Annotated in this window: 21 protein-coding genes and 1 pseudogene; 16 read left to right on the forward strand and 6 right to left on the reverse strand. The window is 73.6% G+C overall.

The genetic code is table 11. The annotated features are described in order from the left end of the window. The first annotated feature begins 26 nt into the window (after positions 1–26). From AB0C25_RS31880 to AB0C25_RS31895, 4 genes are all read left to right on the forward strand, one after another. Entirely contained in the window at positions 27–587 is a 561-nt protein-coding gene (locus tag AB0C25_RS31880) for a CinA family protein (RefSeq protein ID WP_357378165.1), read from the forward strand. A 201-nt stretch (positions 588–788) separates the two neighbouring features. Next, the gene (locus AB0C25_RS31885; protein WP_357247370.1) at positions 789–1,229 is read left to right on the forward strand and encodes a helix-turn-helix transcriptional regulator; all 441 of its coding nucleotides are present in this window, start codon (positions 789–791) and stop codon (positions 1,227–1,229) included. Positions 1,230–1,431: 202 nt separating this feature from the next. Next, positions 1,432–2,292: a PspA/IM30 family protein gene (locus tag AB0C25_RS31890; protein ID WP_357247373.1), complete on the forward strand. Its 861-nt coding sequence runs from the start codon at positions 1,432–1,434 to the stop codon at positions 2,290–2,292. Positions 2,293–2,315: 23 nt separating this feature from the next. Next, a complete protein-coding gene (locus AB0C25_RS31895) occupies positions 2,316–3,101 on the forward strand; it encodes a hypothetical protein (RefSeq protein WP_357378167.1) in 786 nt (261 codons plus the stop codon). Positions 3,102–3,128: 27 nt separating this feature from the next. Here AB0C25_RS31895 and AB0C25_RS31900 read toward each other — a convergent pair whose 3' ends face one another. Further along, positions 3,129–6,746: a hypothetical protein gene (locus AB0C25_RS31900; RefSeq protein ID WP_357378169.1), complete on the reverse strand. Its 3,618-nt coding sequence runs from the start codon at positions 6,744–6,746 to the stop codon at positions 3,129–3,131. A 165-nt stretch (positions 6,747–6,911) separates the two neighbouring features. After that, on the reverse strand, positions 6,912–7,721 hold the full coding sequence (locus AB0C25_RS31905) for a DNA-formamidopyrimidine glycosylase family protein (RefSeq protein ID WP_357378171.1): 810 nt from the start codon (positions 7,719–7,721) through the stop codon (positions 6,912–6,914). A gap of 109 nt (positions 7,722–7,830) precedes the next feature. Here AB0C25_RS31905 and AB0C25_RS31910 point away from each other — a divergent pair, with 109 nt between their 5' ends. Further along, entirely contained in the window at positions 7,831–9,078 is a 1,248-nt protein-coding gene (locus tag AB0C25_RS31910; RefSeq protein ID WP_357378173.1) for a hypothetical protein, read from the forward strand. A 26-nt stretch (positions 9,079–9,104) separates the two neighbouring features. On the opposite strand, the gene AB0C25_RS31915 is transcribed toward AB0C25_RS31910, so the two are convergent. From AB0C25_RS31915 to AB0C25_RS31925, 3 genes are read right to left on the reverse strand one after another with little or no spacing between them, the layout of a single operon-like run. Next, positions 9,105–9,347 carry a CPCC family cysteine-rich protein gene (locus AB0C25_RS31915; protein ID WP_110566168.1) on the reverse strand — a complete coding sequence of 81 codons (243 nt, stop codon included), beginning with the start codon at positions 9,345–9,347 and terminating at the stop codon, positions 9,105–9,107. Positions 9,348–9,372: 25 nt separating this feature from the next. Next, the gene (locus AB0C25_RS31920; protein WP_357378175.1) at positions 9,373–10,173 is read right to left on the reverse strand and encodes an SAM-dependent chlorinase/fluorinase; all 801 of its coding nucleotides are present in this window, start codon (positions 10,171–10,173) and stop codon (positions 9,373–9,375) included. Between the two features lie 9 nt (positions 10,174–10,182). Further along, positions 10,183–10,677 carry a GNAT family N-acetyltransferase gene (locus AB0C25_RS31925; RefSeq protein WP_357378177.1) on the reverse strand — a complete coding sequence of 165 codons (495 nt, stop codon included), beginning with the start codon at positions 10,675–10,677 and terminating at the stop codon, positions 10,183–10,185. Positions 10,678–10,823: 146 nt separating this feature from the next. On the opposite strand from AB0C25_RS31925, the gene AB0C25_RS31930 reads away from it, so the two are divergent. After that, entirely contained in the window at positions 10,824–11,429 is a 606-nt protein-coding gene (locus AB0C25_RS31930; RefSeq protein WP_357378179.1) for a hypothetical protein, read from the forward strand. Between the two features lie 30 nt (positions 11,430–11,459). On the opposite strand, the gene AB0C25_RS31935 is transcribed toward AB0C25_RS31930, so the two are convergent. Continuing rightward, complete coding sequence (locus AB0C25_RS31935) at positions 11,460–16,187, reverse strand: DEAD/DEAH box helicase (protein WP_357378181.1); 4,728 nt, start codon at positions 16,185–16,187, stop codon at positions 11,460–11,462. Positions 16,188–16,364: 177 nt separating this feature from the next. On the opposite strand from AB0C25_RS31935, the gene AB0C25_RS31940 reads away from it, so the two are divergent. The 10 genes and pseudogenes from AB0C25_RS31940 to AB0C25_RS31985 all read left to right on the forward strand — a co-directional run. Beyond that, a complete protein-coding gene (locus tag AB0C25_RS31940; protein ID WP_357378183.1) occupies positions 16,365–16,727 on the forward strand; it encodes a hypothetical protein in 363 nt (120 codons plus the stop codon). Positions 16,728–16,870: 143 nt separating this feature from the next. Then, positions 16,871–19,705 carry a Na+/H+ antiporter subunit A gene (locus AB0C25_RS31945; protein ID WP_357378185.1) on the forward strand — a complete coding sequence of 945 codons (2,835 nt, stop codon included), beginning with the start codon at positions 16,871–16,873 and terminating at the stop codon, positions 19,703–19,705. Next, positions 19,702–20,181: a Na(+)/H(+) antiporter subunit C gene (locus tag AB0C25_RS31950; protein ID WP_357378187.1), complete on the forward strand. Its 480-nt coding sequence runs from the start codon at positions 19,702–19,704 to the stop codon at positions 20,179–20,181. Before AB0C25_RS31945 ends, AB0C25_RS31950 begins: the two co-directional genes overlap by 4 nt. Then, on the forward strand, positions 20,181–21,686 hold the full coding sequence (locus AB0C25_RS31955) for a Na+/H+ antiporter subunit D (protein ID WP_357247409.1): 1,506 nt from the start codon (positions 20,181–20,183) through the stop codon (positions 21,684–21,686). The genes AB0C25_RS31950 and AB0C25_RS31955 overlap by 1 nt, the downstream gene beginning before the upstream one ends. 41 nt (positions 21,687–21,727) lie before the next feature. Next, complete coding sequence (locus tag AB0C25_RS31960) at positions 21,728–22,294, forward strand: Na+/H+ antiporter subunit E (RefSeq protein ID WP_357378189.1); 567 nt, start codon at positions 21,728–21,730, stop codon at positions 22,292–22,294. Beyond that, positions 22,291–22,554, forward strand: a complete 264-nt coding sequence (locus AB0C25_RS31965; protein WP_357378191.1) for a monovalent cation/H+ antiporter complex subunit F — start codon at positions 22,291–22,293, stop codon at positions 22,552–22,554. The genes AB0C25_RS31960 and AB0C25_RS31965 overlap by 4 nt, the downstream gene beginning before the upstream one ends. Then, positions 22,554–22,913: a monovalent cation/H(+) antiporter subunit G gene (mnhG, locus tag AB0C25_RS31970; protein WP_357378212.1), complete on the forward strand. Its 360-nt coding sequence runs from the start codon at positions 22,554–22,556 to the stop codon at positions 22,911–22,913. The genes AB0C25_RS31965 and mnhG overlap by 1 nt, the downstream gene beginning before the upstream one ends. Positions 22,914–23,084: 171 nt before the next feature. Next, positions 23,085–24,440 carry a hemolysin family protein gene (locus tag AB0C25_RS31975; protein WP_357378193.1) on the forward strand — a complete coding sequence of 452 codons (1,356 nt, stop codon included), beginning with the start codon at positions 23,085–23,087 and terminating at the stop codon, positions 24,438–24,440. A gap of 52 nt (positions 24,441–24,492) precedes the next feature. Continuing rightward, positions 24,493–25,557, forward strand: coding sequence for a hemolysin family protein (locus AB0C25_RS31980; RefSeq protein ID WP_357378195.1), 1,065 nt, complete (start codon positions 24,493–24,495; stop codon positions 25,555–25,557). A gap of 216 nt (positions 25,558–25,773) precedes the next feature. Continuing rightward, positions 25,774–26,697 (forward strand): annotated as a pseudogene (locus AB0C25_RS31985) (sporulation protein); the annotation flags it as partial. Positions 26,698–26,856: the final 159 nt, after the last annotated feature.

Consider the following 26,856-nt stretch of genomic DNA (forward strand, 5'->3'; position numbering starts at 1 on the left):
GGGGTGTGGCGGGGAGGGCGGGGTTGATGCGGCGGGACACGGGTCTTGAACGGCCGGCGGACGGTGCGGCGGACGACGCCGAGGTGGGCAGTGCGGCAGCCGGGGTCGTGCACCGACTGGCCCAGCGGCACGAGACCCTGGCCACCGTCGAATCACTCACCGGTGGGCTGCTGGCCGCCTCGATCGTGGACATCGCCGGGGTCAGCGGGATCTACCGGGGCGGCCTTGTGGTCTACGCCACCGAGTTGAAGGGCACCCTGGCCGGCGTCCCCGCCGACCTGCTGTCCGAGCGGGGGCCGGTGGACCCGGACGTGGCGGCGGCGCTCGCCGCGGGCGGCCGCCAGCGCTGCGGCGCGGACTGGGGAGTGGCCACCACCGGCGTCGCCGGCCCCGAACCGCAGGACGGCAAGCCCGTCGGCCTGGTCTACGTCGCGGTCGCCGGCCCGAACGGCGCCGAGGTCCGACAGCTCGACCTGGACGGCGGGCGGGACCACGTCCGCTCCGCGGCGGTGGTCGAGGCGCTGCGGCTGCTCGCCGAGCAGATCCACGCCGCCGACACCGCGGATGCCCCGCTGCCCGCGAGTTGACCGGGGAGCATCCGGGGCAGGTGGGAACGGTCGGTGCCACCCGACGTGAGTCCGTCTCGACGAACCGGCGGGCGGGGCGGGATGTCGGCGGGCCTCGCAACGGGTACGGTTGCGGGAAGGCTCCGACGTTCGGGGTCGGCGCGGTCCGCCGCGGCCGGCCGCCCAGCGCCGGGCGCGAGGTATCCCTCAGGGGGAGGTGCGATGATCCTGCTACGCCGGGTGATCGGTGACGCACTGCGGGCGCGCCGGCAGGGGCAGCAGCGCACGCTGCGTGAGGTCTCCACCGCCGCCAACGTCAGCCTCGGCTACCTCTCCGAGATTGAGCGGGGGCACAAGGAGCCGTCCAGCGAGCTGCTCGCCGCGATCTGTGACGCCCTCGGTGCCCGCCTGTCCGAGCTTCTCCGTGAGGTGAGCGACACCGTGGCGCTCGCCGAGCAGATGCCCGAGGTGCTCGTCTCGATGCAGGACGAGCCGGCCGACGCCGGGGCTGTGTCCAAGAGCACCAGCCGGGGCGTCCGGCAGGTCACCTCGGATGGCAAGGTCTCCGTCTCCGTCCGCCAGGACTCGCCGCTCAAGGCCACGCTGCGCAGCGCGCGCGTCCGCCCGACCGAGCGCGACCGGGACGTGGTCTGCGCCGCCTGAGCCGGTCGCTCGGTTGACCGTGGGAGGGCTGGCTCCGGCCGCGTAGGGTGGCCCACAGGAGCTGCCGGTGCGGTCGACCGACCCGTACGGATGCCTCGTTGGCATCCGGCTGGGACGATGGAGATCGGCCGGTGGTGGCCAGTCGGTCCATCCGGCCCGGCCGGCCGTGGTGGAGCGACGCTACTGAGGGGATACGGCGGAGATGGCGAACCCGTTCGTCAAGGGTTGGAACTACCTGATGGCGCTCTTCGGTTCGAAGATCGACGAGCATGCCGATCCGAAGGTGCAGATCCAGCAGGCCATCGAGGATGCCCAGCGGCAGCACCAGGCGCTGGTGCAGCAGGCTGCCGCAGTGATCGGCAACCAGCGTCAGCTGGAGATGAAGCTGTCCCGGCAGATGTCCGAGGTCGAGCGGTTGCAGGGCAACGCCCGGCAGGCCCTGGTGCTGTCCGACCAGGCCCGGGCCAAGGGTGACGAGGCCGAGGCCACGCGGTTCGAGCAGTCGGCGCAGACCCTGGCCACCCAGCTGGTCTCCGCCGAACAGGCCACCGAAGACCTCAAGACCCTGCACGACCAGGCGCTGGGTGCCGCCGCCCAGGCCCGCCGAGCGGTCGAGAACAACTCGATGATCCTCCAGCAGAAGCTCGCCGAGCGCACCAAGCTGCTCAGCCAACTGGAGCAGGCCAAGATGCAGGAGTCGGTGGCCCGCTCACTGGAGTCGATGTCGTCGCTGACCGCGCCCACCAACACCCCGTCCCTGGACGAGGTGCGCGACCGCATCGAGCGGCGGTACGCGAACGCGATGGGCCGCGCCGAGCTGGCCGGCAACTCCGTCGAGGGCCGGATGTTGGAGATCCAGAAGGCGACTATCGACTCGGCCGGTTCGGCCCGGCTGGAGCAGATCCGGTCCAGCATGGCAGGGGAGCAGCTCGGCGGCGCGGCGCAACGGCCGGCCGAGAAGGCTGGCCCGGCCACCGACCCGACGGCCGCTGCCCGACTCGACGAGTTGCGTGCCAGCATGGCCCGCGAACGGGGCACCGGCGACCCGACCGCCGCCGGCTGAACGACCGGACCGAGGAGGTCAGGGTGGCAGACGAGCGCACACGGTACTTCCGCAGACTGGGTCGGCTCCGCCGGTCCGCCCGCCGGTGGAGCGTCCTGGCCGGTGGGCTCGGCGGCGCGGCCGCGGTGCTGACGCCGTACGCCGGCCTTGGTCTGCCCGACGCGGCCTGGGCCGGCGCCGCGGGCAGTGCGGTGGCGCTCGCCGCCTGGCGCTGGATCGACGTGCGTGCCCTCGCCGCCCAGCCCGCACCGCCCGCCCTCGACCCCGCGGAGGCGGCGGCCCGGTCGCGGGCCCGCCTGATCGCCGCCGTCGAGCGGCTGCCGGTCGGCCCGGGAGTGCTGGCCGAGGTCCGCCGGGTCCGTTCCCGGATCGCCCTGCGCGGCACCAGCGCGGGCGAGCAGTGGGCCCGACTGGACCGGGCGGCGCTCACCCTGGCCGGCATGGCCCCCCGGCTCACCGGGCTGGCCGAGCCGGCGGTGCTGGAGGCCGCCGCCGCCGACCGTTCGCTGCGCGACCTGGCCGCACGCGTGGCAAGCGTCGAACGTGCGCTGCGGCTGGCCCCGGCCGACGCCCGTCCGCCGCTGGCCGAGGCACACGCCATGCTGACCGCCCAGTTGGAGGGTGGGGTCGCGGCCTACGAACGGCTGGTGGTGGCCGCCGCCGGTTACCTGGCCGAGGACGCCCGACCGGAGCCCACCCACCCGGCCGCCGACCGGCTCACCGAGGCGACCGACCTGCTGCACGGGGTGGCCGGGGCGCTGGCCGAGCTGCGCGCCGTCGGCACCCCGTCGCGCGCGCCGACCCGCTGAGCGACCCGCACCGCGCCCACCGGCCGGTCACGGCGGCGTCGTGACCCGGATCGGGACGGTGTACGGCGAACTGCCCACGACGTTGAACGACCGGATCCGGTAGTGGTAGGTGACGCCCCGGGTCAGTCCCGTGTTACTGAAGCCGCGACCGGTCACCGTGAAGGTGGCCACCTCCCGGTCGAACACGGGGTCCAGCGCCCGCTGCACGATGAACCCGGACCCCGGGCCGGCGGGGGTGCTCGCCGCCCAGGCCAGGACCACCGTCGCGGTGTCCGGCCCGGGTGCGCTCGCCGTGGCGCTCACCCCGTTCGGGGTGCCCGGCGTGGGCGGGGAGGTCACCGCGGCGATCGTCGACCAGGCCGAGGCGGCACCCAGATAGGTGGTCCGCACCCGGTAGTAGTACGTCGTGTCCGGTGCGATCGCGACATCCAGGTGACTGTCGCCGGCACCGATCGCCGTGGTGCCCGGCCCGCTGGTGAACGTCGGGTTGGTGGCCCGCTGCACGTCGATGCCGGTGGCGAACGAGCGGTTCACCCAGCGCAGGGCCACCCGCAGCGGCGCGGCGGGCGGCAGCGCCGCGACCAGGCCACTCGGCGCGGCCAGGTGCACCGAGGCCGGCACCCCGTTGGACCAGGACGAGTAGCTGACCGCGTTCTCCGCCCGGATCCGGTAGTGGTAGGTCACCCCGGGAGTGACGGACGCGTCCGTGTACCGGGTGGCGGCCGCCGCGACGGTGATCGTGGTGATCTCGCCGTCGAAGGTCGCGTCGGTGGCCCGGTGCAGCAGGTGACTGGTGGCCGGTGGCCGGCCGCCGTTGCTGGTCCAGGCGAGCGCGATCGCGGGTAGCGCGGTGGCCGAGCCGGGCACCGGTGTGGCGGTCAGCCCGGTCGGTGCCTTCGGCGTCACCCGGAGCACCAGTGGTCGGGTCATCCCACCGTCGCGGTGGCCGGCGAGTTGACTGTGCCAGCGGTATTCCCAGCCCAGGTTGACCAGGTGGTTGACCACGGTGGCGGGTCGCCCGTCCGCCGGGCTGACCGGGGTCGACCCGGTCCGAGCACCGGCCGGGCGGCACGGGTCGAGCAGCCGGACGCTGTCGCCCAGCTTGAACGGCAACGTCGGGGCGACCGGGCGCAGCGCCACCACCACGTCCTCCCGGGGGTTGACCCGGACGATCTGCTTCCAGCCCAACTCGGTGGGGTGCGGGAGCCGCAGCGTGCCGTCCCAACCGACCCGGTTGACCACCTGCACGTCGCAGCCGCCGATGTGCAGCGGTTCGGTCTGCCGGACGTTGCCGCTGATCCGCCAGAGCTGGGTGCCGTCGTTCGTGGTGCCCAGCGGCACGGCGGGGTCGGTGGCGAAGAGCACCTCGGTGACCGGGTCGGTCGGACCGAGGGGCAGGGTCGTCGGGTTGAGCGGCCCGACGTGCGGGTGTCCGACGCCGAGTCGGCCGACCAGCCGGCCGTGGTCGGGCTCGAAGACCTGCTGCACGGCCTTGACCGCGATCGGTAGCGTCACCGCGTCCGCGCCGGCCGTTGGTGTGATCGTCACCGAGGTGGCGTGCACCGGCACCGTCGTCGTCGACGCGGTCTGGGTGCCGAACGCCGGGTCGTACGCCGGCTGCGGCACGATCGGTGGGCGTTGGCTGGCCGCGTACGCCACGGGTAGCCGTTCGCGCAGTCGGCCCAGGTCGTACGGCGGCGCCGGAACCCCCGCGACCCGGAACTGGAGCAGGGTGCGGGTGTTCGGGCCGTACCCCGGTTCGGTGCCGGGCGGCCCACCCTCGGCCGTCCGGTCCGGTGCGTCGGTGTGCTGGTCGTAGCGTGGGTCGAAGCCGGGCAGCGGCGCCGGGGCGTCGTTGTACAGGATCAGCGTGCTGCCCGGCGGCACGGTGGAGAAGTCGACGAGCACGTCGGCCCGCTCACCCGGCGCGAGCAGCAGGGTGTGCCCGTCGACGTTCAGCACGGTGGGGTCGAGCCGGTCGTAGCGGTAGCCGACCGGCCGGTTCGGCAGCACCACCGGGGCGGGCAGCAGCCCGGCCTCGTTGCCGATCTGGATGAACTCCGGCCCGGCGGCGCGCGGATCCGGCACACCGCCGTCGCGCCCGTCGGTCGGCCACCCGGTCGGTCGGTCCGCCGCCCGCACCGCGGGCACCATCGGCACCTCCCCGGCTTCGGCGTCGGCCAGCGCACCGTCGGCCGTCCACATCGGGGCGTCGGAGCAGGCCCGGTAGAGCTGGAGGTTGAGGCTGCGGTCCAGGCAGGCGTTGAGGATCCGGAACCGGTACGCGCGCGGCGCCACCTCCAGGTACGGGTAGGCGACGCCGTTGACGAGCGGGGTGTCGCCGTACGCCTCGGGCACCGCGGACGGGTGCGGCACGCCGGGGCGCAGCGGTGGTTCGTCAGGTGCGTCGACCGGGTCGTGATGCGGGTTGGCGACGCAGCCGTCGGCGCGGGTGCGGTCCGGGGCGGGATCACGCGACCAGGGGCCGTAGTCCCACCGGCCGGTGGGGTTGCGCCCGCCGGACCGGTACGGGTTCTGCCGTGGCTGGTAGACGTGCGGGTGCCAGAGGCTGCCCCGGGCGCCCCAGCGGTCCCGGTCCCAGGTCGGGTCCTCGGCGGCGAGTTGGGCGTCGTCCGGCACGAACGTCTTGTCCTCGATCACCAGCGGCAGTTGGTCGGCCGGCAGCACGGCGTCGGCGACGAGTTGCTCCTCGGCCGGGTCGGTGAGCAGGTAGAGCGCGAGTTGCCCGCCGTAGACGGTGAGCCGGGCCAGGCCGAGGGTGTTGTCGTGCAACCACAGCAGCCGGCCGCTCTGCTCGTTCGGGTAGTACAGGGTGGTGGCCCCGGCGCCCGGCGGTGGCATGTCCGGCACGTGGGTCACGCCCACCCCGTTCGGGTACGGGGTGATCTCCCCGGCCGGAGTGATCCACTGCCCCGGGTTGCCGGCGCTGTTCCAGCCGGTCTGCGCCCCGGCCAGGTGCAGCACCGCGCGGTTCTGCGGAAACGGGGCGGGTCCGTCCAGCGGGCCGATCCCGGCCCCCTCGATGGTGTCGTCGACCGGCAGGAACAGCTCACCGGCCCGGCCGGTCGGGAGGTGGTTGATGAACTTCACCCGGACCGGGCGGCCCCGCCGGGCGAGGATCATCGGGCCGAGGTGCCAGGGCCGCTCCGGGGGTGCCACCGTGTTGTGGCCCGCCGGGTCGGTGCCCAGGTTGAGCTGCCGGTAGCCGCGCAGCCGGGTGGCTGGCAGGTCCCGGTGCAGCCGTTGCGCGTACTCCTGCACGACGATCTCGTAGTAGTCGCAGCCCGGATAGCTGATCGTGTCCGGCGTTGCCACCGGCAGTTGACCGCCGAGGCCGGTGCCGGTGCGCTGGCCCGGGACGGGCAGCGGGTCGACGAACTTGCGCAGCCCGGTCCCGGGCACCACCTGCCCGCCGGTGTCGCGGGTCGGGCGAGGGCTGTGGGCGAAGTTCGGTACCGGACCGAAGCAGCGGGGCACCACGGTCGGGTCCAGGCTCGGCGCGGGGGCGGTCTGCTCGGCGGTACGCGCGGCCGGCACGGACGCCGTCGCGCCGTCGACGGAGCCGTCGGTGTGGCGGGTGGCCCGGACGAAGAAGGTGGAGCGGAGCCTGCGGAACAACGCCATGACTCTCCCCGGGTCGGGGCGCGAGGGTCGCCACCCCGGCGTGGCTGCCTCGGCGCTCTGTTGACGATCGGTGAGCACTCAACCGCAGCATGCGACTCCGACGCCCGGATAGGAATTACCCAATCGTCCGTATCTGGGATGGCCTTGGTCGAGGGACGGCCCTGGTCAGTCGGATTCCGGGGTGCCCGGGTGTGCGGGCTGGCAGACCGGGCACCAGTAGGTGACCCTCTCGCCCAGCTCCTCCTTGCGGATCGCGGTGCCGCAGCGGCGGCACGGCTGGGCGCGGCGACCGTACACGTAGCTGGTCTCGCCCCGGCGCAGGGAACCGGTGCTGCTCTGCGTCCACCGGCCACGGTTGGCGGCGAGCAGCCGCTGCGAGAGGGCCACCAGGCCGGGCAGGTCGGGCACCGCGCCGACCGGCGTCCACGGGGACACACCGCGCAGGAACAGCACCTCGCACTTGTAGAGATTGCCCACCCCGGCCAGGTTGCGCTGGTCGAGCAGCGCCTCGCCGACCGTCTGCTCCGGGTGACCGCCGAGTCGGCGGACCGCCTCGGCCGGGTCCCAGTCCGGCCCGAGCAGGTCGGGACCGAGGTGGCCGACCAGGTCGTCCTCCTCTGCGGTCGGCACGAGGGTCAGCTCGTGCAGGTGATAGCCGACCGCGACGGCGCCCGGGCTGCGCAGCACCACTCGGATCAGGTGGGCGGGCCGGCCGGTCCAGCGTTCCCCGGGGGCGTACGCCCGCCAGGCGCCGTCCATCCGCAGGTGCGAGTGCAGGGTCCAGTGCGCCTCGTTCGGGGCGCTGAGGCGCAGCAGCAGGTGCTTGCCCCGGCTGGCCGACTCGCGGACGGTCCAACCGGTGAGATCGGTGGTGGCGAGCTGGGGCACCCGGAAGTCACTGTCGGTGATACGCGCGCCGGCGAGCGCGCGATGCAGCACACGCGCGGTGTTCCAGACGGTGTCGCCTTCGGGCACCCTGTCATCCTCCCTCATTTGAGCTGAATTCGCATGTGTCGCTATTTGTACACAGGTTCCTCCTGATCTCCCGACATGCGAGGGTCAAGGAGTTCTGAGGAGAATGCCTATGTCAAGGCTGCGTTGTCGTACTCGGTCCCTCGTCCTCGTCGTCCCCCTCACCCTCGCCCTCACCGCCTCCCTCCTACCCGCCACCGGCCAGGTTCCCGCCGCCGGAAGCCCGCTCACCGTTATGGCCGCCGCACCTGGCGGCGAACTGTGGAACGCCGACCTGTCCGTCGTCGACCGGGACGACGTCAACGTCCGGCGTACCGCCGCCGGGCTGCGCCTGCGCGAGGCCCGGTCCGCCGGACGCAGCCCGCGCAGCGCTGTCGCCGAGGGGATGCTGCTGAGCGCTCCCCGGACCCTCAGTCGGCCGGCCACCCGGGTCCGTGCCCAGGTCAGCGCCCATACACCGGCGGGCGCCACCGTCGAGGCCCAGGTCCGAGGTTGGCGGGTCAGTGGCTGGACCGAGTGGCGGACCGCCACCGCCGGCGCCGTCTTCGACAGCCCGGTGAGCCGGGTGCAGAGCAGGGTCGTGCTCACCGCCACCGCCCGCGGCGCCACCGCGACGGTACGCGGCGTCCAGCTGACCGCCGACACGACCGCCGCCGTCTCCGCGACCACACCGGGCATCACCTACCGGGTTTTCGCCACCCGGATCGGCCTGGTCGGCGAGCTGACCGCCAACGGTCGCACCGTGCAGCCCCGGGACCACTTCGTGGCGCTACCGTCGCGGCGCAGCCTGGCCCCGCTCAACACCGGCGACTACACCGTGCGGGTCTGCACCACCAGCGGCTCCCGCTGCGAGTACGCCCCGGTCTGGGACGTCGGGCCGTGGAACACCCGCGACGACTACTGGAACCCGTCGGCGGTGCGGGAGAACTGGAAGGACCTGGGGCAGGGTCGGCCCGAGGCGCAGGCGGCCTATCAGTCCGGCTACAACGGCGGTCGGGACCAGTTCGGCCGGACCGTGCTCAACCCGGCCGCCATCGACCTGGCCGACGGCACCTTCTGGGACGGTCTCCAGTTGACCACCAACGCGTGGGTGGACGTCGCCTACCTGTGGACCGGTGGCGGGCTGCGCGGCGTGGTCGGTGACGGGCCGCTCACCATCCGCACCGGGGCCAGCACGTCGTACCCGAGCCGTGGCCTCGCTGCCCGGTTCGCCAACGTGCCGATCCAGTGCTACGTCACCGGCCAGTCCGTGACCGGGCCCTACCGCACCACGACCCGGTGGAACCGGCTGGCCACCGGCCAGTACGTCAGCCACGCGTACATCTCGGTCGTCTACGGAGGTGCTGTGCCGGTCTGCTGACCCGTGCTCGTCCCGGCGGGCGTCGATCAGGGGCGCTCGTCGGGGCGAGCCGGACGCACCATGTCCTGGTAGCGCGGGTGGCTGGCACCGTAGACGGCGTAGTTGAGCCGAGCGTGCGAGAGGCTCAGGTCGCCGTTGGGGCCGCCCCGGACCGCGTCGGCGTCGGCGTCGGTCTGGCCGTCGTCGGTCCAGAAACAGACCGGGCAGGTCCCCCCACCGGTCCGGGATGCACAGCAGGGACAGCCCACGGGAACCACTTGTTCACCCACCGGGGCAGCATTCCACAGTCGAATATCAGCGGGAAACCCGCAGGACGTCACCCGGGGCAACCCGGAGGAGGTCCACCGCCCGCCCACAGTTGACCGCGACCGCGACCAGTTCGGCCGAGTCGACGTACACCACCAGGCCATTCGCCGGGGCGTCGCCGAAGGTCCGTCCCCGGACGGCCGGCCGGGCCGGCTCCGCGCCGGGCGGCCCGACCCGCAGGGTCGCCGGAAGTCCGTCGAGCAGGTGCGCCGAGGCGGCCAACTGGACATTTCCGAAATGGTCCACTGTCAGCACCTCGGCGGTGAAGCCCTCGTCGTCGGAGGCCAGCGTCGGTGCCGGCAGCCGGACCAGGCCCGCCGGGTCGACCGGCGGCCCCGCCTCGGCCAGGGGCGCGCCGAGCGCCAGCCGGGCCGCCACCGGCGCGAAGACGTCGCGCCCGTGGAACGTGCCGGACACCCGGTCGGCCAGCCAACTCGGCTCGATCAGCCGCACCGCGGCGGTCACCCCGCCGAGAGCGGCGGCGGCGTCCGGCAGCAGCCCGTTGTCCGGACCGACCAGCAGCCCACCCGGGGTGGCCAACGCGATGCCCCGCCGGGCGGTACCCACCCCCGGGTCGACCACCGCCACGTGCACACCCACGGGCAGGTGCGGCACCGTCTGCGCCAGCACCGCGGCGCCCCGTCGTACGTCCGCCGGTGGCACCAGGTGGGTCACGTCGATGACCCGGACGGCCGGCGCGAGCCGGGCGATCACCCCGTGGCAGGCGGCCACGAAGCCGTCGGTGAGGCCGTAGTCGGTGGTCAGCGAGATCCAGGGCGTTGCGGACATGCCCGCAGGCTAACCCTCGGCGGCGGTGCGTCGTTCCAGGACCAGCTCGTCGTGCAGGGGTATGCCGTCCTCGCCAACCAGCGGGATCTCCGGCTTGAGCTGGCGGGCGCGGTCCACCGCTCCCCGGTCGACGTGGACCAGCCGCATGCCGCGCCGCTGGTAGAACCGCAATGCCCGCAGGTTGTCGTTCGAGGTGATCAGCCACACCCGGGCCAGCCCGGTCTCGGCCGCGATCGACGTCGCCGCCGACAGCAGGGCCGTGCCGACGCCCCGGCCGGGCACGGCCGCGACGAGGGTGACCACCTCCAGGGCGTCCTCGTCGACGCGGTAGGTCAGCGCGCCGAGCACCGCCGCGCTGTCGACAGCCACAAGCGTCGGCAGAGTACGCACGTCGTGCCGGGTGTCGTGGGCGACCACGTACGGGCCACCCCACTCGCGTTCGTGCAGCGCGTCGATCGCGGCCCGCTCGGCAGGTCGCGCCGTCCGCACCTCGAACCCGTCCATGTTCCACCTCCGCCCTTCGTCGCGTCCGCTCGTCGGCCCCGGAGCGTACCGGCCGACGGGTGGCCGACGTGGGTGGCGGATATGGGACAGCGCGGTGGCCGACCGGCCACTCCCGCGCTCGGGTGGTGCCGGGGGAGACTGCCCTGGTGACACATCGGAGCCTGCCTGCCGTCGCGGTGCTGCTGGTGGCCGTCGCCCTCACCGCCGGCTGCGGCGGCGGCGACGCCGACCCGTCGAGCGCGCGCCCCACCGCCTCGCCCGCGTCGTCCGGCTCGTCCGCCTCGGGTTCGACGGCGGCCGTTCCGTCGAGCGCGCCGACGCCCTCGGTGGCCCCGTCCCGCACCGGCGGTGCGCCACCCCCGCCGACCCCGCCCTCCGCTGCCCCGCAGGGGCCCACGCAGCGCCGGCCGGCCAGTCCACCGCCGGTGGTGCTGCCCGAACGCCCGGTCGGGGCGCCCGGGGCGAAGCAGATCGTCGAAGCGTTCCGGGTCGCCGGCCTGCCGGTGCCGCGCCCGTTGGACCGATCGGTCGACTGTGGACCGGACGGGCTCGGCCTGGGTTGTTCCGAGCTGATCGCCACCGGCGCCGTCACCGTGTACGTCTTCCCTGACGAGACCAGCGCCGGCGACATCGCGGAGACGTGGGGCGGCCAGTCGTACCGCCGTGGCACGGTGGTGCTCAACTACCTCGAGGCGAAGACGCCGGTGGCCGAGCGCCCGCGCTACGAGAAGGTACTCAACGGTCTGCGCTGAGCACCGCGCCGTGGCTAGACCCGGGGCGGGTCAGCCGCGCAGGCGCAGGCCGCGGGGGGTGGCCCGGAAGCCGGCGGCGGTGAGCGCGTCGCGCAGCGGCGAGGAGTGCACCGCCTCGCCGTCGGCCCGCTCCACCGACAGCGCGCCCAGCGCGCCGGAGTGCACGGCGTCGGCGAGCGCCTTGCCGGCCACCGCGAGCGTGTCGGTGTCGTCGCTGAAGGACAGCAGCGTCCGACCGCCGCGCTCCACGTACAGCACCAGGTCGCCGCCGACCTGCACCACCAGCGCACCGGCCTTGCGGCCGGCCCGGTGCCCGGTCGCCGGGGCCGCCCCGTCGCCGGAGTCGACCACGCGTTCCGGCCAGGGCAGCGCCCCGCCGTACGGGTTGGCCGGATCGGTGGCGGCGAGGACGGTGGCCGGTGCGCCCCGCCCCCGGCTGGCGTCCATCGGCTCGGCCAGTGCGCGCAACCGGTCCACCGCGCCGGGCACCGCGAACTGCGCCGCACCCAGCCCTTCGACGAAGTAACCCCGGCGGGCCGCGCCGCGCTCCTCCAGTGCCGACAGCACCGGGTAGACCGCCGAGAACCCGCCGACCACCTGCTCGGCCATCACCGCGCCGCGGGTGACCACCCCGTGCCGTTCCAACAGGACGTCGGCGAGGGCGGCGGCGCGCCGGGTCGGGTCGACGTCCCGTTCCGGGAGGCGCGACCAGCGGCCGGCGACCGTCGGCGGGCCACCCCGGGTGGGCAGCGCCACCCGGCCGGGCCGCCGGTACCGGGTACGCGGCGCGGACGGCCGGGAGCGGTGCGCGCCGCCCGCGCCGAGCACCGCGCGCAGCGGGGCGAGGGTGTCGTTGGTGAGGTGCCCGGCCCAGACCAGATCCCAGATCACGGTGGTCAGGGCGGCGTCGTCGGTCGCGCCGACGCGGTCGGCCAGCGGCCGGAAGAAGAGCGCCTGCCCGTCGCCGAGCGCGTCGAGCACCGCGTCGTGCAGCGGGGTACGCGTCAGCGCCTCGTCGGGCGGCGGGAGCAGCAACGGTGCGGCGTCCGCGTACGCCAGGGTGACCCAACCGTCGCCCCCGGAGATCGCGCCCGACCCGGCCCAGAGCACCTCCCCGCTGGCGCACAGCTCGTCGAGCTGGGCGGGGGAGTAGTCGGCGACCCGTGCGGGCAGCACCAACCGTTCCAGCGCGGATGCCGGCACCGCCGCGCCCTGCAACTGCTCCACCGTCGCGGCGAGCGCCTCCACCCCTCGGGCGGACGAGCCGACCTGCTGCCAGCGGGGCAGGAACGTGGCGAGCGCCCGGGGCGGCACCGGCTCGATCTCCCGGCGCAGCGCCGCGAGCGAGCGGCGGCGCAGCATCCGCAGCACCTCGGCGTCGCACCACTGGGCGCCGGCCGAATCCGGCGTGAACTCCCCGGAGACCACCCGCCCGGTGGCACCGAGCCGGCGCAGCGCCTGCTCGACGACGAACACACCCAGCCCGAAGCGGGCCGCGCAGCTGGCCGCGGCGAACGGCCCGTGGGTACGGGCGTAGCGGGCCACCAGGTCACCGAGCGGATCGGCCACCGGGGCGAGGTACGCCTCGGCCACCCCGACCGGCAACGCCACGCCGAGGGCGTCGCGCAACCGGGCGGCGTCCTCGACACCCACCCAGCGCTGTTCGCCGGCGATCCGGACCCGCAGCACCCGGCGGGTCGCCTCCAGCTCGGTCAGCCAGGTCTCCGGCACGCCCCGCTCGGTCAGCTCGGCGTCGCTCAGGTCACCGAGCACCCGCAGCAGCTCGACCACGTCCTCCGCGTCGCGGGGGCGGCGCTGCTCGGTCAGCCACCGCAGCTGCCGGTCGGTCTCGGCGAGCACGGCGGGGTCGAGCAACTCGCGCAGGTCGACCCGGCCGAGCAGCTCACCGAGCAGGGTGGAGTCCAGGGCGAGCGCGGCGGCGCGACGCTCGGCGAGGGGGGCGTCGCCCTCGTAGAGGAACGCGCCGACGTAGCCGAAGAGCAGCGACCGGGCGAACGGCGACGGCGCGCTGGTCTCGACCTCGACCAGCCGCACCTTGCGGGTGGCCAGGTCGCGCATCAGCCCGGCCAGCGCCGGCTGGTCGAACACGTCCTGGAGGCACTCCCGGGCGGCCTCCAGGGTGACCGGGAAGTCCGCGTACTCGCGGGCGACGTCGAGCAGTTGCGCGGCGCGCTGGCGCTGCTGCCACAGCGGTTGGCGGCGACGCGGGTCGCGGCGGGGCAGCAGCAGCGACCGGGCGGCGCACTCGCGGAAGCGGGCGGCGAAGAGCGCGGAGGTGCCGACCGACTCCTCCACGAGCTGGGTGATCTCGTCCGGCTCGAAGACCACCACGTCGGCGCCGGGCGGCTCGTCGGCGGTGTCCGGAAGTCGCACCACGATGCCGTCGTCGGAGGGCATCACCTGGGCGTCCACCCCGTACCGTTCGGCCAGCCGGCGGCCCACCGCGAGGGCCCACGGCCCGTTGACCCGCGCGCCGAGGACGCTGTGCACGGCGAGCCGCCAGTCGCCCAACTCGTCGCGGAACCGCTCGACCACGACCGTGCGGTCGTCGGGCAGCGAGCGGGTGGCCTCCCGCTGCTCGCGCAGGTAGGCCATCAGGTTGCCGGCGGCCCAGTCGTCCAGCCCGCCGTCCCGCAACGCGGCAAGTGCCGCCTCGTCGGTCTGGCGCAGCAGGGTGCGCACCCGGGCGCCGATGGCCCGGCCCAGCTCCACCGGGCGGCCGAGCTGGTCGCCCTTCCAGAACGGCATCCGCGCGGCCTGCCCCGGAGCGGGCGAGACCAGCACCCGGTCGGGGGTGATCTCCTCGATGCGCCAGGAGGACGAGCCGAGCAGGAAGACATCGCCGACCCGGGACTCGTAGACCATTTCCTCGTCCAGCTCGCCGACCCGGGCGGCCCGTTCGGCGCCGGCCAGGAAGACCCCGAACAATCCTCGGTCCGGGATGGTGCCGCCGCTGGTCACCGCCAGTCGTTGCGCGCCGGGCCGGCCGGTGAGCAGGTCGGTGGCCCGGTCCCAGACCAGTCGGGGGCGTAGCTCGGCGAACGCGGTGGACGGGTAGCGGCCGGAGAGCATGTCGAGCACGGCGTGCAGCGCGGAGTCGGGCAGCTCGGCGAAGGGCGCGGCCCGGCGGACCAGCACGGCCAGGTCGCCGAGCGGCCACGGCTCCAGTGCCACCATCGCGACGATCTGCTGGGCCAGCACGTCCAGCGGGTTGCGGGGGTAGTGCAGCTCCTCGATCGCGCCGGCGGTCATCCGTTCGGCGACCACCGCGCAGGAGAGCAGGTCGCCCCGGTGCTTGGGGAAGACCACACCCCGGGAGACCGCGCCCACCTGGTGCCCGGCCCGGCCGACCCGTTGCAGCCCGGCGGCCACGCTCGGTGGCGCCTCGATCTGCACCACCAGGTCGACCGCACCCATGTCGATGCCCAGCTCGAGGCTGGAGGTGGCCACCACCGCCGGGAGCTGGCCGGACTTGAGCGCCTCCTCGATGTGCTTGCGCTCCTCCCGGGAGACGCTGCCGTGGTGGGCGCGGGCGATCACCGGCGCCGCGCCGGTCGCCGCGCCGGACTGGGCCATCACCTCGGCCGGCGGCCGGTTGCGCAGCGGGCCGGCGGGGCCACCCCACCGTTCCGCGCCGGGCACCGGGCCGCCGTCGCCCTCCGGGCCGTCGCCCGCCGACAACCCCTCGGGTACGACGATCGCGCCCTCTGTCCACGCGGAGGCCGTTGCGTCGGAGGCCGCCGCTGCCGAGGTCAGCGCTTGGGACGCCGTTGCTTCGGCGGCCACCGCCTCGGCGGCCAGTTCGTTGAGGCGGGCGCAGAGGCGCTCGGCGCTGCGGCGGGAGTTGGTGAAGACGATCGTGGAGCGGTGCTGCCCGATGAGGGTGAAGACCCGCTCCTCCACGGCCGGCCAGATCGAGGCGCGGCGTGGCCCGGGGCCGCCCAGGTCGTCCTCCGGTGGCTGCTCCTGCTCGTCCAGGCGGGTCATGTCCTCCACCGGGACCTGGACGCTGACCTCGATGGTCTTCGGTGTGGCCGGCTGCACGACGTCGACCGGGCGGGCGCCGCCGAGGAACTGCGCGCAGGCGTCGATCGGCCGGACGGTGGCCGAGAGGCCGATGCGCTGCGCCGGGGCGGGCAGCAGCTCGTCGAGGCGTTCGAGGGAGAGGGCGAGGTGGGCGCCGCGTTTGCTGCCGGCCACCGCGTGCACCTCGTCGACGATCACCGTCTGCACGCCGCGCAGCGAGTCGCGAGCCGCAGACGTGAGCAGCAGGAACAGCGACTCGGGCGTGGTGATGAGGATGTCCGGTGGGGTGCGGGCGAAGGCACGTCGCTCGTCGGCCGGGGTGTCGCCGGTGCGCATGCCGACGGTGATGTCCGGTGGTGCGACGCCCAACCGGGTGGCCGCCTGCCGGATGCCGGCCAGTGGGGCGCGCAGGTTGCGTTCCACGTCGACGGCGAGGGCCTTGAGCGGGCTGACGTAGAGCACCCGGCACCGTTGCCGCGCCTCGGTCGGTGCGGGCTCGCGAGCCAGCCGGTCCAGTGACCAGAGGAAGGCCGCGAGCGTCTTGCCGGAACCGGTGGGTGCGACCACGAGGGCGTTACGGCCGGCGGCGACCGACCGCCAGGCGCCGGTCTGTGCGGCGGTGGGGGCGGCGAAGGCGGCCTCGAACCAGGCGCGGGTGGCCGGGCCGAAGCCGGCCAGCACCGCGCCGGCGTCTGCGTCTGCCCCGGTCACCGGTCCATCCTGCCCCGCCGGTACGACAACGACGACCGACCGGCGGCGGAATGCGCCCGACAAAAGCAAAAAGCATGGAACGTGCGCTTAATGCGTTAAGTCTCACTTAACTGCTTGCTTCTGAGGAGCAACATAAAGTAACTTCACTGCCAACGCGAACCGGGGTGAGGGGAATTGATGACCGGCGAGCAGCACACCGTCGAACCGGGCACCGACGTGCTGATTCGCAAGGTCGACAGCCACCTCGCAGCCCTCCGTGGCGGCCTGCACGGCCCCGAGTTCGAGCTCGCCGAACGCCTCGCCCGCTGCCTCCGGGAGTTGGTCCTGTGCACCGCCCAGGCCAGCGCCGCCGATCGTGGCCAGGTCCGCGCCGCCGTCCACTACTTCGTGCTCCGCCGGGAGAGCCGCGGTCGGTTGCTCTCGGTGCGGTCACTGGCCGCCGCGGAACGGGTGGTCGACCGGGTGGCCCGCCAACTCGGCCGCGCCGATCTGCTGACCGAACTGCGCCAGGACCGCCCCCTGCCGGGCCGGCTGGGCTAGGGCGCATCGTCGAAGCCCCTGCCAGGCCGGCTGGGCTGGCGGGGGAATTCCGGCAAAACCGCCCGGCGAACGACAAACTGGCGTCTGATCGCTGCTAGGGGCCGCCGCTGCACGAGCGCCGGCCACCTGGATCGGGAGCGCAGGTGCTGGTACTTCTCGTCCTCCACCTCGTGGCGGCCCTCGTCGCGCCCCTGCTCGTCCGGTGGTGGGGATCCCGCGCGTGCTACCCGCTGGCGCTGGTGCCGGCTGCCGCCTTCTGCTGGGCGCTGGCCCGTACCCCGGCCGTCGGCGACGGCGGGGCGGTGGTCGAGACGTACCGGTGGATCCCGCAGTTGGGCCTCGACATCGCGTTCCGGCTCACCACGCTCTCCTGGCTGATGACGCTGCTGATCGGGGGCGTCGGCGCGCTGGTGCTGGTCTACAGCGCCCGCTACTTCAACGCCGGATCGAGCGGGTTGGCGCGGTATGTCGGGGTCCTGGTCGCCTTCGCCGGCGCGATGCTCGTCCTGGTGTTTGCCGACGACCTGCTGCTGCTCTACGTCGGCTGGGAACTCACCACGATCTTCTCGTACCTGCTGATCGGGCACAGTACCGAGCGGCGGTCCAGCCGGTGGGCGGCGGCGCAGGCGTTGACGGTCACCACGCTGGGCGGGCTCGCCATGCTTGTCGGGTTCATCATGCTGGGCGTGCACGCCGGCACCTACCGGTGGTCGGAGATCGCCGCCCAGCCACCACCCGGCGGTGGGTACCTGGTGGTCGCCGTGTTGCTGATCCTGGCCGGCGCGCTGTCCAAGTCGGCGGTGCTGCCGTTCAGCTCCTGGCTACCCGTGGCGATGGCGGCGCCCACACCGGTCAGCGCGTACCTGCACGCCGCCGCCATGGTCAAGGCCGGCGTCTACCTGGTCGGGCTGCTCGCGCCGGTGCTCGCCACCGTCGGGCCGTGGCGGCCGGTGGTGCAGATCGCCGGCGTGGCCACCATGCTGCTCGGCGGTTGGGCCGCGCTGCGGCAGACCGACCTGAAGCTGTTGCTGGCGTACGGGACGGTCAGCCAACTCGGTCTGCTGGTCGCGGTGACCGGCTCGGGCACCCCGGACGCCGCCCTGGCCGGCACCGCGATGCTGCTGGCGCACGCGCTGTTCAAGGCGGCGCTGTTCCTGGTCGTCGGCATCATCGACCACGGTGCCGGCACCCGCGACCTGCGGGAGCTGTCCGGGCTGCGGCGCTGGTCCCGGCCGCTGTTCGTGGTCGCGGTGCTGGCCGCGGCGTCGATGGCCGGTGTGCCGCCGTTCGTCGGCTTCGTCGCGAAGGAGGCGGTGTTCGGGGCGTTCACCGACCAACCCGTGCTCCTCACCGGCCTGGTCGCCGGGACGGTGCTCACCGTCGCGTACAGCGCCCGGTTCCTCTGGGGCGCCTTCGCCGACCGCCCGGGAGTGGCACCGGCCCGGCCGGGCCCGATCGCCGCGTCGCTGCTGCTTCCGCCAGCGGTGCTCGCCGGGGTCGGGCTGCTCGCCGGCCCGGCCGCGAGCGTGGTGGACGACGTGCTGCGCCCGTACGCCGATCTGCTTGGTGGGGTCGACGCGCACCTGGCGCTCTGGTCCGGGCCGACCCCCGCTCTCGGCCTGTCCGTGCTGGCGCTCGCCGGCGGTGGCCTGCTCTTCGCCGTGCGGGCGCCGTTCGCCCCGGTGCTGGCCCGGCTTCGTTCGCCGGTGGGCGGCAACCAGGGGTACGAGTGGGTCGTGGGCCGGTTCGACCGGTTGGCCATCGAGGTCACCGGCGCGACCCAGCGCGGCTCGCTGCCGCAGTATCTCGGCATCATCCTGGTCACGCTGGTGCTGGTGCCCGGTGCGGCGATGCTCTCCGCCGGCCCGTGGCGGGCCCGGATCCCGCTCTGGGACAACCTGCTCCAACCGGTGGTCGTGGTGGTGATCGCGGTCGCCGCGGTGCTGGCGGTCGGCGCCCGCCGTCGCCTGACCGCGATGCTGCTGGTGGGGATGACCGGCTACGGCACCGCGATGCTCTTCGTCCTGCACGGCGCACCCGACCTGGCGCTCACCCAGTTCCTGGTGGAGACCGCGACGATCGCGGTCTTCGTGCTGGTGCTGCGTCGCCTGCCGCAGCGGTTCTCGGCCCGCCCGCTGCGGCGTACCCGCTGGGTCCGTCGGGCGATCGGGGTGGCGGTGGGTGTGGTGGCCGCCGGGCTGGCCCTCACCGCCGCCGGGGCCCGCCGGGCCCCGGACATCTCCGCCGCCTTCCCGGATCTGGCGGTGGCCGAGGGGTACGGCCGCAACGTGGTGAACGTGACACTTGTCGACATCCGGGCCTGGGACACCATGGGCGAGCTGGCGGTGCTGGTGGTGGCCGCGACCGGGGTGGCCAGCCTGATCTTCGAGCGGTCCCGGACCGGGCCGCGACCGCGCCGGCCGGACTCGGACCAGCGGACCGACGAGCCCGGCCGACCGGTGTGGCTGCGGGGCGGTCCCACCCTCTACGAGGAGCGCCGCTCGATCGTGTTGGAGGTGGTCATCCGGCTGATCTTCCACACCGTGGTGCTGTTCTCCCTGTTCCTGCTCTTCTCCGGGCACAACGCGCCGGGCGGCGGCTTCGCTGGCGGTCTGGTGGCGGGTCTCGCCCTGGTGGTCCGCTATCTGGCCGGGGGTCGGTACGAGTTGACCGAGGCCGCCCCGATCGGGGCCGGTGCGATCCTCGGCGCCGGACTGGCGATGTCGGTGGGCAGCGGTGTGGTGGCGCTGCTGGTCGGCGGATCGGTGCTGGAGAGCGCCAAGGTCGACGGGTCGCTGCCGTTGATCGGTGACGCCCACCTGGTCACGTCGCTCTTCTTCGACATCGGTGTGTACCTGGTCGTGATCGGGCTGGTGCTGGACGTCCTGCGCAGCCTCGGCGCCGAGGTGGACCGGCACATCGAGGCCACCGGAACGGCCACCGGCGGTCTGGCCGTCGACAAGGGTGAGCGGGCATGACGGCGAGCGAAGCGGGACCGACGTTGGTGTTGGTGCTGGCGGTCGCGGTGCTCGTCGGCTGCGGGGTGATCCTGCTGCTGGAGCGCACCCTGACCCGGATCCTGCTCGGGGTGATCCTGCTCGGCAACGGGGTGAATCTGTTGATCCTGCTGGGTGGGCGTCCGGGTGGGGCGCCGATCGTCGGCACCGGTGCGGATGAGCGGATGAGTGATCCGCTGCCACAGGCGATGGTGTTGACCGCCATCGTGATCACCTTCGGGTTCACCGCGTTCCTGCTCGCGGTGGCGTACCGCAGTTGGTATCTGACCGGCGACGACGAGGTGCCCGACGACCTGGAGGACCGGCAGATCATCCGTCGGGCGGTGCGAAACGAGGTCGGCGCCGTCGACCACGGCGGGGAGGGCCCGGACGACGACCCGGAGCAGGTCGATCCCGAACCGGCCCGCCGCCGGCTCCGCCGCGGGCACGAGTCGTGATGAGCGCGCTGGTGCCGCTGCCGGTGGTGGTGCCGCTGCTCGGTGCGGCACTGACGCTGCTGCTGGCCGGTAAGCCCCGACTCCAGCGCTCGATAAGCGTGTCCTGTCTGGGTGGCACGCTCGTCGTGGCGCTGCTGCTGCTCGTGCAGGCGTACCGGCACGGGCCGGTGGTGGTGGCGGTCGGCGGGTGGCCGGCGCCGGTCGGCATCGTGCTGGTCGCCGACCAACTCGCCGCGCTGATGGTGGTGGTCTCGTCGGCGGTGACCCTCTGCGTGCTGCTGTACTCGATCGGCCAGGGTCGCAGCGAGAGCAGCGAGTCCAGCCCGGTGGAGATCTTCCACCCGACGTACCTGGTGCTCACCGCGGGCGTCACCAACGCGTTCCTGGCCGGTGACCTGTTCAACCTCTTCGTCGGCTTCGAGATCCTGTTGGCCGCGAGTTTCGTGCTGATCACCCTGGGGGGCAGCGAGACCCGGATTCGGACCGGGTCGACGTACGTGGTGGTCAGCATTCTCTCCTCGATGATCTTCCTGACCGGTGTGGGTCTGGTGTACGCGGCCACCGGCACGCTCAACCTGGCCCAACTCGCCCAGCGCCTCGACGACCTGCCCGACGGCGTACGACTGGCCCTGGAGCTGATGTTGCTCCTGGCCTTTGCGATCAAGGCGGCGGTCTTCCCGTTGTCGGCGTGGCTGCCGGACAGCTATCCCACCGCGCCGGCCCCGGTCACCGCCGTCTTCGCGGGTCTGCTCACCAAGGTGGGTGTCTACGCGATCATCCGCACCGAGACGTTGCTGTTCCCCGGTGGGCACGCCGACGTGCTCCTGATGGTCGTCGCCGGGCTGACCATGGTGATCGGCATCCTCGGCGCGGTGGCCCAGTCCGATCTGAAGCGGCTGTTCTCGTTCACCCTGGTCAGCCACATCGGCTACATGATCTTCGGGGTGGCGTTGAGCACCGCCGCCGGGCTCTCCGGCGCGATCTTCTACGTGGTGCACCACATCACCATCCAGACCACGCTGTTCCTCGTCGCCGGGTTGGTCGAGGAACGCGCCGGCAGCACCGACCTGCGCCGCATCGGCGGGTTGGCCCGGGTGGCGCCGCTGCTCGGGGTGCTGTTCTTCGTCCCGGCCATGAACCTCGCCGGGGTACCCCCGTTCTCCGGCTTCCTCGGCAAGCTCGGCCTGCTCCAGGCCGGGGTGGCGGCCGGCGGTCCGCTGCCCTGGGTGCTGGTCGCGGCGGGCACGCTGACCAGCCTGCTCACCCTCTACGTGGCGTCCCGCGTGTGGAACATCGCCTTCTGGCGCTCGCCCCGACTGGCCACCAGCGAGCCGGCCGTCCGGTTGCCGAAGCTGATGGTCGGTGCCACCGTCGCCCTGGTCGCCCTCGGATTGGCGCTGACCGTGCTGGCCGGACCGCTGTTCGACGTCACCACGGACGCAGCCGCCGACCTGCGGCTGCGTACGCCGTACGTGGATGCCGTGTTGCCGGGCGGCGTGCCGTGACCGGCCCCCCTGAGTCGGCTCCCGATGCTGCCGCAAACCCCGTGGCGGGGCGCGGCCGGCTCGGGCGTTGGCGCGACCAGGTGGTGGCGCTCGGGTGGCTGGTGGTGGTCTGGAACCTGCTCTGGGGGGACGTCAACTGGGCCAACGTGCTGGGCGGCCTGCTGGTGGGCGGCGCGGTGCTGGTCTTCTACCCGCTGCCGGCGGTCAGCTTCGGCGGCCGGCTGCGGCCCGGGGCACTGCTGGTGTTCGCCGGCCGGTTCGTCGTCGAGCTGGTCAGCGCGAGCCTGCACGTCGCCCGGATCGCCGTGCAGCCCGGCTACCGGCCGCGTGGGGCGATCGTCGCGGTCCGGCTGCGGGTGACCACCGACCTCAATCTGGCGCTCACCGCCGAGGCGGTCTCGTTGGTGCCGGGCACGCTGATCCTCGAGGTGGACCGGGACTCCGGGACGCTCTACCTGCACGTGCTCGACACCCACGGACCGGCGGACCTCGACGTGGCCCGCGAACGCACCCGCACCGTCGAACGGCGCATCGTCCGCGCGGTGGGCTCCGCCGCCGAACTGCGCCGCGTCGAGACCGACCGATCCGAGAGGGGAACCAGTCCGTGACCACGTTTCTGGCCGTCGTCCTCACCACCCTGCTGTCGGTGACCGCGCTGCTCGCGCTGGCCCGCCTGTACCGTGGCCCGTCGCTGGTGGACCGGGTGATCGCCGCGGACATGCTGCTCGCCACCATGGTCGGCGCGGTGGGCGCCGAGGCGGCGGTCAACCGGCATGCCACCACGCTGCCCGTGCTGGTGGTGCTCTCCCTGCTCGGCTTCGTGGGCTCGGTGTCACTTGTCCGCTTCGCGGTCCGGGAGCAGCAGTGATCGCGACGGTCGCGGACTGGCTCGGCGGCGGTTGTCTGGTGGCCGGTGCCCTGCTCGGCCTGGCCGCCGCGATCGGGGTGCTGCGTTTCCCGGACGCGCTGAGCCGGATGCACGCGGCCACGAAGCCGCAGGTGCTCGGGGTGCTCCTGCTGCTGGTGGGCATCGCGTTGCGCCTGCGGTCTCCGGCGGACCTGGGCATGGTCGCGCTGGTGGCGGTCTTCCAGTTGGCGACCGCGCCGGTCGCGGCCCAGATGATCGGGCGGGCCGCGTACCGGTCGGGGCGGCTGGACCGGAGCCTGCTCGACGCCGATGAGCTGGCCGAACGTGGACCAGGCAGCGGGTCGGCGGGGCCGGCGTGACGGCTGTCGAACCGGACGTTCCGCTCCTTCGGCCCACCCCCAGCGGGGTCCCAGCCAGCGCCGATAAAATAGCGGCATGATCGACTCTTCTGCCCAGGAGGGCAGCAGTAGCCAGCCGGGTCGTGCCCGGCATATCCCCGTACCGACGACCCCGGGAGCCCTGAGCGACCCGTGTTGATCGTCGTTGGTCTCCTTCTGATAATTCTTCTCACTGCCGCCACCGGATACTTCGTGGCGCAGGAGTTCGGCTATGTCGCCGTGGACCGGGGCAAGCTTCGCCAGCTCGCCGATGACGGCGATCAGGCCGCGGCCCGGGCGCTGACCGTCACCGGCCGGCTCTCCTTCATGCTCTCCGGCGCGCAACTCGGCATCACCGTCACCGCCCTGCTGGTCGGCTACGTCGCCGAGCCGTACCTGGGCGGTGGCCTCGCCGACCTGCTCGGCGTGGCCGGCGTCAGCGAGGCGGTCAGCCTCCCGCTGTCGGTGGCGTTGGCCCTGGTCATCGCCACCGTCGTGCAGATGGTGCTCGGTGAGCTGGCCCCGAAGAACCTGGCCATCGCCCGAGCCGTGCAACTGGCTCGGGCGCTGAGCCGATCCACCCTGATCTACCTGGCCGTCGCCGGGCCGCTGATCCGGCTCTTCGACCGGGCCTCGGTACGCCTGCTGCGCCGGATCGGCATCGAGCCGATCGAGGAGCTGCCCAGCGGCGCCACCCCGGCCGACCTGGAACAGATCATCGCCGAGTCCCGCGAGGAGGGCAGCCTCGACGCCGAGATGTCCACGCTGCTCGACCGAGGTCTGGACTTCCGTGAGTTGACCGCCGGGGAGGCCATGGTGCCCCGGGTCGACGTGCACACCGTACGGGCACACGAGCCGGTCAGCCGGGTGGTCGAGCTGCTGGACACCGGCCACTCCCGCTTCCCCGTACGCGGCACGGAGGGCGTCGACGACCTGCTCGGTGTCGTCGGCATCGCCGACGTGCTCGGCGTACCCCCGGGGGAGCGGGCCACCACCCCGGTGAGCGCGGTGGCCGGGCCGCCGCTGCTCGTACCGGAGACGTTGCCCCTGCCCACGGTGCTCGACCGGTTGCGGTCCGGGCATCGGCAGATGGCCTGCGTGGTCGACGAGTACGGCGGCTTCGCCGGAGTGATCACGCTGGAGGACATCGCCGAGGAGCTGGTCGGCCCGATCCGGGACGAGGACGACCCGCCGGATCGGGCACCGGCACAGCAGGACGACGGGTCCTGGGTGGTGCCGGCGCGCTGGCGGATCGACGAGGTCGCCGACAGCACCGGCATCGCCCTGCCCGAGGCCCCGGAGTACGACACCCTGTCCGGACTGGTGATGCGGGAGCTGGGTCGGGTGCCGGAGGTCGGTGACCGGCTGGAGATCAGCCTGCTGCCCGAGGGCGCGGACGGCGAGGACAACGAGGCCGAGCCCCGGGCGCTGGTCGAGGTGCTGGCGGTGGACCGGCACGTGGCCGACTCGGTGCGGTTGCAGCTGACCAAGCCGGAGGTGACCGCGTGAGCGCGAGGAGTGAGCTTGCGAGCCCCGCAGTCGCGAACGAAGGACAGCGCCGATGAGCCCCGGGATCGCGCTGTTCAGTTCGGTGATCCTGCTGGCGTTGAACGGGTTCTTCGTGGCCGCCGAGTTCGCCCTGGTGGCCAGTAAGCGCTATCGCCTGGAGCAGGCGGCGGCGAACGGCGGTCGGGCGGCACGTGCCGCGCTGGACGGTGTCCGCGAGCTGTCGCTGATGCTGGCCGGCGCGCAGCTCGGCATCACGTTGTGCACCCTGGGTCTCGGCGCGTTGGCCGAGCCGGCGATCGAGCACCTGCTCAGCCCGCTGCTGCACGCGGTGGGCCTGCCGGACGCGGCCAGCCACCTCGTCGCCCTGGTCTTCGCCCTCGGGGTGGTCACCTTCCTGCACCTGGTGGTGGGGGAGATGGCGCCGAAGTCGTGGGCGATCACCGACGCGGAGCGTTCGGCGACGTTGCTGGCTCTGCCGTTCCGTGCCTTCGCCCGGGTGTCCCGGCCGGTGCTCTCCGCCCTCAACGCCCTGGCCAACGCGATCCTGCGGCTGGTCGGAGTGACCCAGCAGGATCAGCTCGCCCAGGTGCACGGCCCGGACGAGCTGCGGATCCTGTTGGAGCAGTCCCGTGAGCACGGGCTGCTCGGCGCGGAGCAGCACCAGTTGCTGACCAGCATGCTGGAGTTGCAGGGCACGTCCGTGGCGCAGGTGATGGAACCGTTCGCCACCATGGTCACCGTCCGTCGGGACGACCCGGCCGAGCGGATCGAACAGGTCAGCCGGGACAGCGGTCGGTCCCGACTGGCGGTGCTCGACGAGGCGGGCGACGTCTGCGGTCTGGTGCACGTCCGGGAGGCGGTACGGGTGGTCACCACCGGCCGCGTCGCCACCGCCGGGTCGCTGATGACGCCCGCGTTCACCCTGCCCGCCACCGCCTCGGTCACCGAGGCGGTGGCGGCGATGCGGGGCCGGCAGTCGCAGCTCGCGTTGGTGCGCAACGGCGGTGGCCCGGCCCGGCCGATCGGGTTCGTGGCGCTGGAGGACCTCCTGGAGGAGGTCATCGGTGAGTTCGACGACGAGACCGACACGGTGCCGCGCGGACGGCGGTTGCGCTGATTCGACCGACCCGGCCGCGTCCAAGCGACGCGGCCGGGTCGCTGCCCGGCGCGGGCGGATCGCGGTTCGACGCGGCCGGGTCGCTGCCCGGCGCGGGCGGATCGCGGTTCGACGCGGCCGGGTCGCGGTTCGGCGTGGGCGGGCTTGAGGTCACCTCGATCGGGTAGGCGCGCCGGTGTGGGGCCGGCGGGGTCCCGTCCCGGAAGGGGGCGTGCGGTGCGGCTGACCGGGGTGTCCCGGGAGTCCGGTCGGACCGGGCTCTCCGTGCAGACCACGCTGCCCAACCCGAGCACCCGGCCGGGTCTGCGCCTGCCGGGGCGGGTGACCCTCACCGCCGGGCCGGAGGACGTGCTGGTCCGACACGTCCGGCTCGGCCTGGTCACCACTGTCGAGCCGGACGACCCGGCCGCCGCCCGGCGGCTCATGCAGTTCCACCACCTGCCGATCGCCGGTCGGTTCGTCGTACCGGCCGGTCGGCGGCGGGCTGTCGACTTCGCGTTCCCCCTGCCGTGGGAGACCCCGGTGACCATCTTCGGCGGGGTGCCGCTGCTGAGCCTGCGGATGGGCCTGCGGACCGAGGTGTCGCTCGATCCCGACCGTGACCAGGGGGCCATGGTGCCGGTCTTCGTGCACCCGCTCCCCACCCAGCAGCACGTGCTGGCGGCGCTGGACACGTTGGGCTTCCTGATCCGCCAGTCCGGGTTGCAGGAGGGCGGGTTGCCCGGCGTCGAGCACACCCTGCCGCTGCACCAGCGCTGGGGCTACTGGGTGGGGCCGCTCTACGCCGGCCCGATCACCGAGCTGGAGGTGATCTTCGTGACCAACTCGGCGGGTCTGGAGGTGATCCTCTGGATGGATCGCCGGCTGGCGCTGGCCGGGATCACCCACCAGAGCATCAGCCGGTTCCGGATCTGGCACGAGGACGCCGACCGCCGGGACTGGGTCGCCACCGTCGACGGCTGGATCCGCCAGGCGATCAACAGGCATGCCGCCGCTGCCGCGGACGCCGACTGGTCGGCGCAGATCGCGGGATCGGCCCACGTCAGCCGCCATCCCGACGAGCCGGTCCGGTCCGGCTACGGCCTGGGCGGCACGGCAGGCAGCGGAGGCGTAGGAGGAGGCGGCTCCGGAGGCGACGGGATGATCCGGGCCGCGGGCTGGGACGAGGCCGACGCCGAGTGTGTCGAGCGGTCCAGCTTCTCGATGGAGGGTGCCCGGCACAACAGGCCGCCGTCGCTGCGGCCATCGCCGCCCTTGAGCCCGCCTCCGACGAGCCGGCGGCGCTGCGAGCGCTGCTCG

Origin of the sequence: Micromonospora sp. NPDC048839 (assembly GCF_040649915.1) — a bacterium.
Taxonomy (GTDB): Bacteria; Actinomycetota; Actinomycetes; order Mycobacteriales; family Micromonosporaceae; genus Micromonospora.

What these genes read in the sequence shown, in the direction of transcription:
- AB0C25_RS31920 (WP_357378175.1), bottom strand. Translation starts at nt 10,173, where the DNA reads ATGTCCGCAACGCCCTGGATCTCGCTGACCACCGACTACGGCCTCACC.
- AB0C25_RS31885 (WP_357247370.1), top strand. Translation starts at nt 789, where the DNA reads ATGATCCTGCTACGCCGGGTGATCGGTGACGCACTGCGGGCGCGCCGG.
- AB0C25_RS31940 (WP_357378183.1), top strand. Translation starts at nt 16,365, where the DNA reads ATGACCGGCGAGCAGCACACCGTCGAACCGGGCACCGACGTGCTGATT.
- AB0C25_RS31955 (WP_357247409.1), top strand. Translation starts at nt 20,181, where the DNA reads ATGAGCGCGCTGGTGCCGCTGCCGGTGGTGGTGCCGCTGCTCGGTGCG.
- AB0C25_RS31910 (WP_357378173.1), top strand. Translation starts at nt 7,831, where the DNA reads ATGTCAAGGCTGCGTTGTCGTACTCGGTCCCTCGTCCTCGTCGTCCCC.
- AB0C25_RS31880 (WP_357378165.1), top strand. Translation starts at nt 27, where the DNA reads ATGCGGCGGGACACGGGTCTTGAACGGCCGGCGGACGGTGCGGCGGAC.
- AB0C25_RS31950 (WP_357378187.1), top strand. Translation starts at nt 19,702, where the DNA reads ATGACGGCGAGCGAAGCGGGACCGACGTTGGTGTTGGTGCTGGCGGTC.
- AB0C25_RS31980 (WP_357378195.1), top strand. Translation starts at nt 24,493, where the DNA reads ATGAGCCCCGGGATCGCGCTGTTCAGTTCGGTGATCCTGCTGGCGTTG.
- AB0C25_RS31925 (WP_357378177.1), bottom strand. Translation starts at nt 10,677, where the DNA reads ATGGACGGGTTCGAGGTGCGGACGGCGCGACCTGCCGAGCGGGCCGCG.
- AB0C25_RS31900 (WP_357378169.1), bottom strand. Translation starts at nt 6,746, where the DNA reads ATGGCGTTGTTCCGCAGGCTCCGCTCCACCTTCTTCGTCCGGGCCACC.
- AB0C25_RS31890 (WP_357247373.1), top strand. Translation starts at nt 1,432, where the DNA reads ATGGCGAACCCGTTCGTCAAGGGTTGGAACTACCTGATGGCGCTCTTC.